This window comes from Oerskovia sp. NPDC060287 (assembly GCF_042726775.1).
Classification (GTDB): domain Bacteria; phylum Actinomycetota; class Actinomycetes; order Actinomycetales; family Cellulomonadaceae; genus Oerskovia; species Oerskovia merdavium.
In genome coordinates this window covers 1-9,608 of sequence record NZ_JBHXBO010000163.1, presented here as the reverse complement: position 1 = coordinate 9,608, position 9,608 = coordinate 1, and the positions used below count along the sequence as shown (strand labels likewise).

Here is a 9,608-nt window from a genome sequence, read left to right as displayed (position 1 = left end):
GGCGTGACCCCCTTGGTGGGGGTCACGCCCGTTCCTGTGCTCGGAGGGGTCAGTCGCGGAACGTCTCGATCCGCGCCCCCAGCTCGATGAGCCGCTCCTGGAGCTGCTCGTAGCCGCGCGAGATGATGTCGACGTTGCGCAGCACCGAGGTGCCCTTCGCGGCGAGCATCCCGAGCAGGATCACGACGGCGGGGCGCAGCGCGGGCGGGCAGCTGACCTCGGCGCCCGACCAGTGGGTGGGTCCCGTGATGTCGAGGCGGTGCGAGTCGAGCAGCCGGACGTCCGCCCCGAGCCGGGTCAGGTCCGTCAGGTGGATGGCCCGGCCCTCGTAGACCCAGTCGTGGATGAGCGTGTGACCGCTCGCGCACGCGGCGATGACCGCGAAGAACGGCAGGTTGTCGATGTTGAGCCCCGGGAACGGCATGGGGTGGATCTTGTCGATCGGGGCGTGCAGCTCGCTCGGGTGCACCGTCACGTCGACCAGACGCGTGCGACCGTTGAGCGCCAGGTACTCGGGCGTGAGCGAGTAGCGCAGCCCCATCTCGGAGAGCGTCGCGAGCTCGATCTCCATGAACTCGATGGGCACGCGCGCGACCGTGATCTCCGAGCCCGTCACGATCCCCGCGGTCAGCAGGCTCATGGCCTCGACCGGGTCCTCGGAGACCGCGTACTCGACGTCCGCGTCGATGTCGGTGCGGCCGTGGATGCGCAGGGTCGTGGTGCCGATGCCCTCGATGCGCACCCCGACGAGCTCGAGGTAGAAGCACAGGTCCTGGACCATGTAGTTGGGGCTGGCGTTGCGGATCGTGGTCACGCCGTCGCGCGATGCGGCCGCCATGATCGCGTTCTCCGTGACGGTGTCGCCGCGCTCGGTCAGGACGACGCTCAGGTCCTCCGTGCCGCCCGGGGTCACGAGGGCCTCGTAGTTGCCCGATGCCGCCGTGACCGACAGCCCGAACGGGCGCAGCGCGATCATGTGCGGCTCGACGGTCCGGGTGCCGAGGTCGCACCCGCCCGCGTAGGGGAGCGCGAACTCGCGCTCGAGGCCCAGGAGCGGGCCGAGGAACATGATGATCGACCGTGTGCGGCGTGCCGCGTCGACGTCGATCGAGGCCAGGTCGAGGTGCTCGGGCACGACGATCTCGAGGTCGCGGCCGTCGGTCGACCAGGTCGCCTGGACGCCGATGCTGCGCAGGACGTCGACGATGCGGTCGACCTCGACGATGCGCGCGACGCGCCGCAGCGTGGTCCGGCCCCGGTTGAGCAGCGACGCGCAGAGCAGCGCGACGGCCCCGTTCTTCGAGGAGTTGACCTCGATGCGTCCGGAGAGCTCGTGACCTCCGCTGACCCGCAGGTGCGAGTGCTTGGGGGCCCCGAACGTGATGATCTCGGAGTCGAGGGCTGCGCTGATCCGCGCGAGCATGTCGAGGCTCACGTTCTGCGAGCCCTGCTCGATCCGGTGGATCGCGCTCTGGCTGGTGCCGAGCCTCTCGGCGAGCTGGGCCTGGGTCAGGCCCTTGTTCTGGCGGGCGCCGCGGATGAGCGCGGCGACCTGCGCGAGGTGCTGGGGTGCTTCGTCGACCATGGTCATGGACCGACCGTAACTCATGCATGAGATATTGGCGCGTCGATCTTGGGGTGCGGCGGCAGTTTCACGAGATCATCACGCCTGCCTCATCTGTTCCATGAGTTCAGAGCGGTGCGCTGCGGGTGGTCAGGACGGCCAGGCGGTGCTGGCGCCGGCCCCGACGTACCCCTGCTGCTGGCGCCAGGAGTTGAAGTTCTCCGCCCAGGCGCGGTGGGCCGTGATCTGGTGGCGGTGGAGCGCGTCGAGGTCCTGGTCGACGATCTCCGGGAACGCGCGGGTCATGGCCTCGAGCACGTCGAGGGTCGCCAGGACGTCGACGTCCGCGGTGTGCAGGTTGCCGCCGTCGAACACGCCGTAGTGCGCGCACAGGTCACCGAGCTTGCGCTTGCCCTTGCGGTAGCGGTCGAGCGAGCGGTCCAGCACGAGCGGGTCGATCACCGGGGTGACCTCGCGCCCCAGGCGCTCGCCCAGGGTCGGCAGGCCGTGCCGCGTGAGCTCGGCGTCGAGCAGCGAGAGGTCGAACGCGGCGTTGAACGCGACGACCGGGACCCCCAGCGCGAGGTCCGCGGCGATGAGCGACGCGATCTCCTCGAGCGCGGGGCCCGGGGCCTCCCCGTGCTCGACCGCGTGCTCGGTCGAGATCCCGTGGATCGCGGCGGCCTCCGCGGGGATGGGGACGCCCGGGTCGATCAGCCACGTCCGCACCTCGGTGCTCTCGCCCGGCACGCGCCGGACGAGGGCTGCCGTCACGATGCGGTCGTTGTGGACGTCCACGCCGGTGGTCTCCGTGTCGAAGCCCAGCAGGGGCCTGGTGGTCCAGCTCATCGTCGTGCTCCTTGCAGTGGTCCTGTGGACGGCCGGCCCGCCGACTGCGCCGTGCCCGACCTGTCCTGGTCTCTGGTCGTGAGCATGCCAGCGGCCACTGACACGCGCGGGCGCGGCACGTTCGCAGGGGTGTCAGGTCGCCGCAGGCTCGCCCGTGCGCCGCGGGACGGGCCCGCCGTCCCCGACGGTCCGCCGGGCTCACGGTCGCCCGGGGCTGGACGTGCGGAGTCCACCCGGCGGCACGGGCGGGCGGGGGAGCGGTGCGGGCCGGTATCCTCGTCGGGTGAGCAACGAGATCGAGATCGGTCGTGGCAAGCGCGGACGGCGCGCCTTCTCCTTCGACGACATCGCCGTGGTCCCCTCCCGGCGTACTCGTGACCCGGAGGACGTGTCGGTGGGGTGGCAGATCGACGCCTACCACTTCGACCTGCCGATCCTGGCGGCACCCATGGACTCCGTCATGAGCCCGTCGACCGCGGTCGCCCTGGGCAACGCGGGCGGCCTGGGCGTGCTAGACCTCGAGGGCCTGTGGACGCGCTACGAGAACCCGGAGCCGATCCTCGCGGAGATCGCGACGCTCGACGCCGCGAGCGCGACGCGCCGCATGCAGGAGGTGTACGCCGAGCCCATCAAGGCCGAGCTCATCACCCAGCGCCTGAAGGAGATCCGCGCGACGGGCGTCACGGTCGCGGGCGCGCTGTCCCCGCAGCGGACCCAGGAGTTCTACAAGACGGTCGTGGACGCGGGGGTGGACCTGTTCGTCATCCGTGGCACCACGGTCTCGGCCGAGCACGTCTCGGGCAACGCCGAGCCGCTCAACCTCAAGCGTTTCATCTACGAGCTGGACGTCCCCGTGGTCGTCGGCGGCGCCTCGACGTACACCGCGGCCCTGCACCTCATGCGGACGGGTGCCGCGGGCGTCCTGGTCGGGTTCGGCGGCGGCGCGGCGCACACGACGCGCGTGAGCCTCGGCATCCACGCCCCCATGGCGACGGCCGTCGCAGACGTCGCGGCCGCGCGCCGTGACTACCTCGACGAGTCGGGCGGCCGGTACGTGCACGTCATCGCCGACGGCGGAGTGGGCCGCTCGGGCGACCTGGTCAAGGCGGTCGCGTGCGGCGCTGACGCCGTGATGCTGGGTGCCGCTCTGGCGCGCGCCTCCGAGGCTCCCGGGCGTGGCTGGCACTGGGGCTCCGAGGCGCACCACCCGCAGCTGCCCCGCGGCGAGCGCGTGAGCGTCGGCACGGCCGGCACGCTCGACGAGATCCTGTTCGGCCCGGGCCGCCAGGCCGACGGCACGCTCAACCTCGTGGGCGCGCTCAAGCGCGCCATGGCCACGACGGGCTACTCCGACCTCAAGGAGTTCCAGCGCGTCGAGGTCGTCGTCTCGCCGTACCAGCCGCGCTGATGGCTCCGGGCCGCATCCGCGACGGGGTCGCTCTGACGAACGCCCTCGCCGCGGGTGCGCCCGACGCCGCGCCCGAGCACCTGCGGGTCGGCGGCGTGGAGTTCCGCGAGATCGCCGACGACGACGTCGAGCAGGTCGTCGCCCTGTGGGACGGGTGCGGCCTGGTGCGCCCGTGGAACGACGCCCACCGGGACGTCGCTGACGCGCGGGTCAACCCGACGTCGACGGTCCTGGTCGCGCACGACGAGGGCGGCGCCGTCGTCGCCACCGCGCTGGCCGGGTACGAAGGGCACCGCGGATGGATCTACTACGTCGCGGTGGCGCCCGCGCTCCAGGGCGCGGGGCTCGGCAGGGACGCGGTCGTGGCCGCAGAGGCGTGGCTCCTGGACGCCGGTGCCCGCAAGGTGCGACTCATGGTCCGCACGACCAACACGCCCGTCCTGGGCTTCTACGAGCGCCTCGGGTACACGGACGCCGAGTGCACGGTCCTGGGGCGAGACCTCGTCTGACCCTCGGCCGCGACGGCGCGACGCGACGAGCTGCCGCTCGCGGGTCGGTCAGGAGGCGCGGTGCTGCCGCCCGACCGACCCGCGGCCGTCACCCGTGGGGGCGAGCCGTCAGATCGTCGACCAGCCACCGTCCGACATCAGGAGCGCGCCGTTGACGTTGGCGGAGTCCTCGGACAGCAGCCACGTGATCGAGGCCGCGAGCTGCTCGGCGGTCGCGGGAGCGGGCACGGTCGCCTGCATGATCGGGCCCAGGCGCTGGGCGCCCAGCTCGGAGCGGAACGGCGCCTCGATGTTGGTCGCGACGGCTCCCGGTGCGACGGCGTTGACGCGTACGCCCGCGGGGCCGTAGAAGAGCGCGGTGCTCTTGGTGAGGCCCACGACGGCGTGCTTGGACGTCGCGTAGGGCGTGCCCGACGCGCCTGCGCGGATGCTGGCCTCGCTCGCGACGTTGACGATCCGCCCGTGCCCGGCCTCGACCATCGCGGGCAGCACGGCGCGCATGAGCTTCATGGGGGCTGTCACGTTGATGCGCAGGACCCGCTCCCACAGCGCGTCGTCGATCTCGGCGGTGGGCACGAACGCGTCCATGATCCCCGCGTTGTTGACGAGGCCCGTGATGCGCCCTTCGCCGACCTCGACGATCTGCGCGATCACCGCGTCGTCGGACACGTCGCCCACGACGGTCGTCAGGGGGAGGTCGCCGACCTCTACGCTGAGCGCATCGAGCCGTTCGGCGTCGAGGTCGCTCGCGATGACGCGGGCGCCCTCGGCGAGGAGCCGGGTCGCGGTCGCCTTGCCGATGCCGGAGCCGGCGCCGGTGACGACGACGGTCGCCCCTGCGAAGCGGTTCGGGATGGTCGACGTGGTCATGATGGGGTCCTTCCGCCGGATGGAGGGGCCGGGTGCGGCCCCCTGCTACCTTTTTAACACCGAGTGCCATAAAGAAGTACCCCGAGGAGATGTGATGTCGGAGACAACCGCACGCCGAGGCCGGCCGGCCACCGTCGACCGGCACCGGGTGGCGGCCACGGCCCTGCGCCTCTTCACGGACGAGGGGTTCGGCAACGTCACGATGGACGACGTGGCGGTCGCGTGCGGCGTCGGCCGACGGACCCTGTTCCGCCTCTTCCCCTCCAAGGCCGCGATGGTCTGGGGTGGCTCGGGGGAGGCGCGCGACGCGATCGACGGCGTGCTCGCCGCGGCCGGTGACGTGACCCTGCCCGAGGCCCTCGACGTCGTGCGCGGTGCGTTCGTGGCGTCGTCCACCTTCCCGCCCGAGGCGCTCGAGGTCACGCGTCAGCGGCTGTGCCTCATCGCCGGCGATGAGGAGCTCCTCTCCTGGGGCACGTCGAGCATCGGGACGTCGGCCGCGTCGGTCGCGGAGTTCCTCAGCCGGGCCGAGGGGGCCGCGCAGTCCTCGTTGCGTGCCCGTTCGCTCGCGGCGGCGTGCGCGGCAGCGAACTTCGCGGCCCTCGTCTGGTGGGCGCAGAGTGCCCCCGAGCGTGACCCCGCCGGGGTCGTGGACGAGGCGCTCACGCACCTGCTCGACGGCGCGCGGACCTGGGCCGCGCAGGGCTGAGCCGGACGGCGTGCGGCCCGGAGCCCCCGGCCCGGTCTCCCGGCGCGGCGTCGGGACCGCGTCACCAGGGGGATTGTGTGAAGGATGTTCTGCGTGGGGGTACCGACGCGTAACCTGTCACGCATGGCAAGCGAACCAGCCGACGGCGGCCAGGGCGGCAGCGCCGCGATCGACGGACTCATCGACCCCGAGGACCCCTCGGCCACGTACGTCCTGGAGCCCGACGTCGTCGCTCCCCTCGTGGCCCGCATCGTCACCTCTCACACCGCGGGCGACCACCGGTCCCTCCTCCCGTTCACGGGTGCGCCCCTCGCGGCGATCCCCCTGTCCTCGGTCGAGGACGTGGCCGAAGCCGTCGAGCGTGCTCATCGGGCTCAGCGCTCGTGGGCTCACACCACGGTCGCCGAGCGTGCCGCGGTGCTCCTGCGCTTCCACGACCTGGTCCTCGAGAGGCAGGCCGAGGTCCTGGACCTCCTGCAGATGGAGACCGGCAAGTCGCGGCGCAGCGCGTTCGAGGAGGTCGGCGACATCGCCCAGGTCACGCGCCACTACGGCGTGCGGGCGGCCACCTACCTCGCGGACCGTCGCGTGGGCGGCATGCTCCCGGTCCTGACCGGAGCCACGGTGCACCGCCGGCCCGTCGGCGTCGTCGGGGCCATCGCTCCCTGGAACTACCCGCTGACGCTCGGGCTCGCCGAGGCCCTGCCCGCGCTCGTGGCGGGCAACGCGGTCGTGCTCAAGCCGGACCCGCAGACGTCCCTGACCGCACTGTGGGCCGCCGAGCTGCTCGAGGAGGCCGGGTTGCCCGGCGACCTCTTCCTCGTCGTCGCGGGCGGTGGAGACGTGGGCGCCGCTCTGACGGGTCTGGTCGACCACATCGCCTTCACGGGCTCGACCGCGACAGGTCGGAAGGTCGCCGCCCAGGCTGGCGAGCGCCTCATCGGGACCACGCTCGAGCTGGGCGGCAAGAATCCCCTGTACGTCGCGGCGGACGCGCACGTCCCGTCGGCAGCCCAGGGAGCGGTGCGGGCCTGCTTCTCGAACAGCGGCCAGCTGTGCGTCTCGATCGAGCGTCTGATCCTCCACGAGGACATCGCCGAGGAGTTCCTCGACGCGTTCGTCCCGCTCGTGCGCGGGCTCACGCTCGGGACCGCGCTCGACTACTCGGTCGACATGGGCTCGCTCACGTCGCAGGCGCAGCTCGACCGCGTCGTCGCGCACGTCGACGACGCCCTCGCGCAGGGTGCCCGGGTGCTGGCCGGCGGCGTCCACCGCGCGGACATCGGCCCGTACTTCTACGCCCCCACGGTCCTCGACCACGTCCCGCCCACCGCGGCCTGCGCTCACGAGGAGACGTTCGGGCCGGTCGTCTCGGTGACGCGCGTGCCTGACGACGCGACCGCGATCCGCGTCATGAACGACTCCGAGTACGGGCTCAGCGCGAGCATCTGGACCCAGGACACGGCGCGGGGCCGTCGCCTCGCGGCGCAGGTCGAGGCCGGTGCGGTCAACATCAACGACGGCTACGCCGCGGCGTTCGGGTCGGTCTCGGCCCCCATGGGCGGTTTCAAGTCCTCGGGGCAGGGGCGCCGCCACGGACGCGAAGGCATCGAGGCGCTCACCGAGCCCCAGACGATCGTGGTCCAGCGCGGGGTGTCGCGCGGGCTGAGCTTCGACACGCTGTACGCCCAGCCGGGGGACCGGCCCAGCCGGCTGCTCACGGCCGCGTTCGGGGTGATGAAGAAGCTGCGTCTGCCGTAGCGGCGTCGCGCCGACCGGCGCTCACGACGATCGATCGCCCGCCCCACGTCCGGGGCGGGCGACCGGTCCTGGGGGTCAGGGCGTCGCGGAGCGCGACTCGAGGACGTCGGAGACCGCGGTCTCCTTCGCGCCCAGGTGCACCGGCTCGCGGTGCGTGAGGGCGTCCCAGGCCGCCTTGAGCGACGCGGGCACCTCGCGCACGCGGTACATCACGGCCTTCGGGGGCTCGACGCTCGTCGAGGGCACCCCCACGCCCACGGCGTCGATACCCGCCTGGGAGCACGAGAACAGGGCGCGTGGCAGGTGGTAGTCCTGCGTGACGACCACGGCCTCCGTGACGCCGAAGATCTCGTGCGCGCGGACGCACGTGTCGTGCGTGTCGAACCCGGCGAAGTCGCGGACCACGTGCTCGGCCGGGACCCCCTGCTCGACGAGCCAGTCGAGCATCGCGGTCGGCTCGTCGTACCCTTCGCGGGAGTTGTCGCCGCTCACGAGGACGACCTGGACCTTTCCCTGCTCGTAGAGCTCGCGCGCCGCGTCGAGGCGCCGACGCAGGAAGGTCGACGGTGACCCGTCGGGTCGCAGCCCCGCACCGAGCACGATGGCCACGGGCCGCTCGGGCGTCGACGCGACGTCGGGGCTGACCTGGAGCCGACCGCCGACCTGCACCCAGGCGAGCGGGGCCGCGACCACGAGCACGAGCGCGGCAGCGCCGAGCGCGAGCGTCCGCCGACGCCCCCGAGGGGTCGGGACGGGCCCTGCCGTCGGTACCGTCGGCGCGGGGTTCCCCTGCGGTGCGCTCACGCGGGCGAGCCTAGCGGCCGGTCCGGGCTCCGGAGCCCTGCCGTCGCGCGCGTCGCGGCCCGAGGCGCGGAGCCCGGGCCGCGCGCCCCCGGGAGGGCCGCGAACCCAGGGGAGCGGTCAGGCAGTTCCCGAGGCGCCCACGAGTCCCGCGAGCTCGGTCCGGAGGTTCTCCTCGGCGCGCGCGGCCCAGCGCTCGCGACCGAGCGGGGTCCTGAAGAGCGCGGGCAGTGCGAGGAGCTGCTCGAGCACCGCGGCGCGTCCGGCCCGGAAGAGGTCGTCGGGGACGTGCGCGTACTCGGCGCGGACCTGGCGCACGTAGCGGGCGTAGCGGTCGGGCATGGCGCCGAGGATCGCGAGGTCCGCGTCGCACACGAGCGCTCCCACGGCGTCGTCGGGGGAGGGGTCGTGACCCGCGGTGAGCCGGACGAGCCGCGCGACCTCCGCGACGTCGTCCGCCGTGAGGCGAGTCCCGCCGGCGGCGGGATCGGCGCCCGGGGCGTGCTCCGTCGTCGGGCCGGCGAGCAGCGGGGTGAGGCTCGCCACCGCGAGCTCCGCCGACGCCTCCTCGTCCTCGCCCGCGACCCCCTCGTGGACCGCGTCGTGGAACCACAGCGCGAGCTGCGCGCGCGACGACGTGCCCGACGGCGCCGCCTCGCCCCGCGCGGGCACGCCCGGCGAGCGCTCCTCGAGGACCGCGAGCGAGTCGAGCACGTGCACCAGGTGCGAGGGGCCGTGGTAGACGCGGTGCGGCTCGTGCCAGCGCCGCACGAGGTCCGCGCCGACCTCTGGCGCGCCCGGGACGCCCGGCAGGAGCGTGTCCCAGCGGGCCGTGAGCGCGGCCGCCTTCGCAGCCGCCCGGTCGCGAGCGGGGACGCGCAGGCCCGAGGCGCGCAGCCGCACGATGAGCTCCCGCCCCGAGACGCCGTGCGCACCCGCGGCGACGCAGTCCGCGTGGCGCTCGGCCGGGACGTCGTAGTGGTCCAGGTCGAACGCGCGCCGCCCGAGCCCCAACCGCTCGGCGAACGCGTGCAGCTCGTCGAGCGAGGAGTCGGACACGAGGTGGGACCAGAGGGTCCCGTGGGCCGGCCAGGTCGGCGGGTCGATGAGAAGAGCCACGCCTCGACCCTAGAGGGT

General features: G+C 73.3%; 9 protein-coding genes. 4 read left to right on the top strand and 5 right to left on the bottom strand.

Translation table 11 applies throughout. The features are described from left to right. Positions 1 to 49: 49 nt before the first annotated feature. Positions 50 to 1,591 carry a UDP-N-acetylglucosamine 1-carboxyvinyltransferase gene (locus ACFWFR_RS13965; protein WP_225219969.1) on the bottom strand — a complete coding sequence of 514 codons (1,542 nt, stop codon included), beginning with the start codon at positions 1,589 to 1,591 and terminating at the stop codon, positions 50 to 52. A 123-nt stretch (positions 1,592 to 1,714) separates the two neighbouring features. Beyond that, the gene (locus tag ACFWFR_RS13960; RefSeq protein ID WP_191801352.1) at positions 1,715 to 2,413 is read right to left on the bottom strand and encodes an exonuclease domain-containing protein; all 699 of its coding nucleotides are present in this window, start codon (positions 2,411 to 2,413) and stop codon (positions 1,715 to 1,717) included. Positions 2,414 to 2,696: 283 nt separating this feature from the next. Here ACFWFR_RS13960 and ACFWFR_RS13955 point away from each other — a divergent pair, with 283 nt between their 5' ends. Together ACFWFR_RS13955 and ACFWFR_RS13950 are read left to right on the top strand one after the other, a co-directional pair. After that, entirely contained in the window at positions 2,697 to 3,821 is a 1,125-nt protein-coding gene (locus ACFWFR_RS13955; RefSeq protein WP_056653894.1) for a GuaB3 family IMP dehydrogenase-related protein, read from the top strand. Continuing rightward, on the top strand, positions 3,821 to 4,330 hold the full coding sequence (locus tag ACFWFR_RS13950; RefSeq protein WP_377623343.1) for a GNAT family acetyltransferase: 510 nt from the start codon (positions 3,821 to 3,823) through the stop codon (positions 4,328 to 4,330). The genes ACFWFR_RS13955 and ACFWFR_RS13950 overlap by 1 nt, the downstream gene beginning before the upstream one ends. Before the next feature lie 108 nt (positions 4,331 to 4,438). Here ACFWFR_RS13950 and ACFWFR_RS13945 read toward each other — a convergent pair whose 3' ends face one another. Continuing rightward, the gene (locus ACFWFR_RS13945; RefSeq protein WP_191801348.1) at positions 4,439 to 5,200 is read right to left on the bottom strand and encodes an SDR family NAD(P)-dependent oxidoreductase; all 762 of its coding nucleotides are present in this window, start codon (positions 5,198 to 5,200) and stop codon (positions 4,439 to 4,441) included. Positions 5,201 to 5,294: 94 nt separating this feature from the next. On the opposite strand from ACFWFR_RS13945, the gene ACFWFR_RS13940 reads away from it, so the two are divergent. Together ACFWFR_RS13940 and ACFWFR_RS13935 are read left to right on the top strand one after the other, a co-directional pair. Continuing rightward, the gene (locus ACFWFR_RS13940) at positions 5,295 to 5,909 is read left to right on the top strand and encodes a TetR family transcriptional regulator (RefSeq protein WP_191801346.1); all 615 of its coding nucleotides are present in this window, start codon (positions 5,295 to 5,297) and stop codon (positions 5,907 to 5,909) included. Between the two features lie 123 nt (positions 5,910 to 6,032). Beyond that, a complete protein-coding gene (locus tag ACFWFR_RS13935) occupies positions 6,033 to 7,670 on the top strand; it encodes a succinic semialdehyde dehydrogenase (protein ID WP_377623342.1) in 1,638 nt (545 codons plus the stop codon). A 75-nt stretch (positions 7,671 to 7,745) separates the two neighbouring features. On the opposite strand, the gene ACFWFR_RS13930 is transcribed toward ACFWFR_RS13935, so the two are convergent. Both ACFWFR_RS13930 and ACFWFR_RS13925 read right to left on the bottom strand, forming a co-directional pair. Then, on the bottom strand, positions 7,746 to 8,474 hold the full coding sequence (locus ACFWFR_RS13930; RefSeq protein ID WP_377623341.1) for a vancomycin high temperature exclusion protein: 729 nt from the start codon (positions 8,472 to 8,474) through the stop codon (positions 7,746 to 7,748). Positions 8,475 to 8,591: 117 nt separating this feature from the next. Next, complete coding sequence (locus ACFWFR_RS13925; RefSeq protein ID WP_377623340.1) at positions 8,592 to 9,590, bottom strand: DUF4031 domain-containing protein; 999 nt, start codon at positions 9,588 to 9,590, stop codon at positions 8,592 to 8,594. Between the last annotated feature and the right edge of the window lie 18 nt (positions 9,591 to 9,608).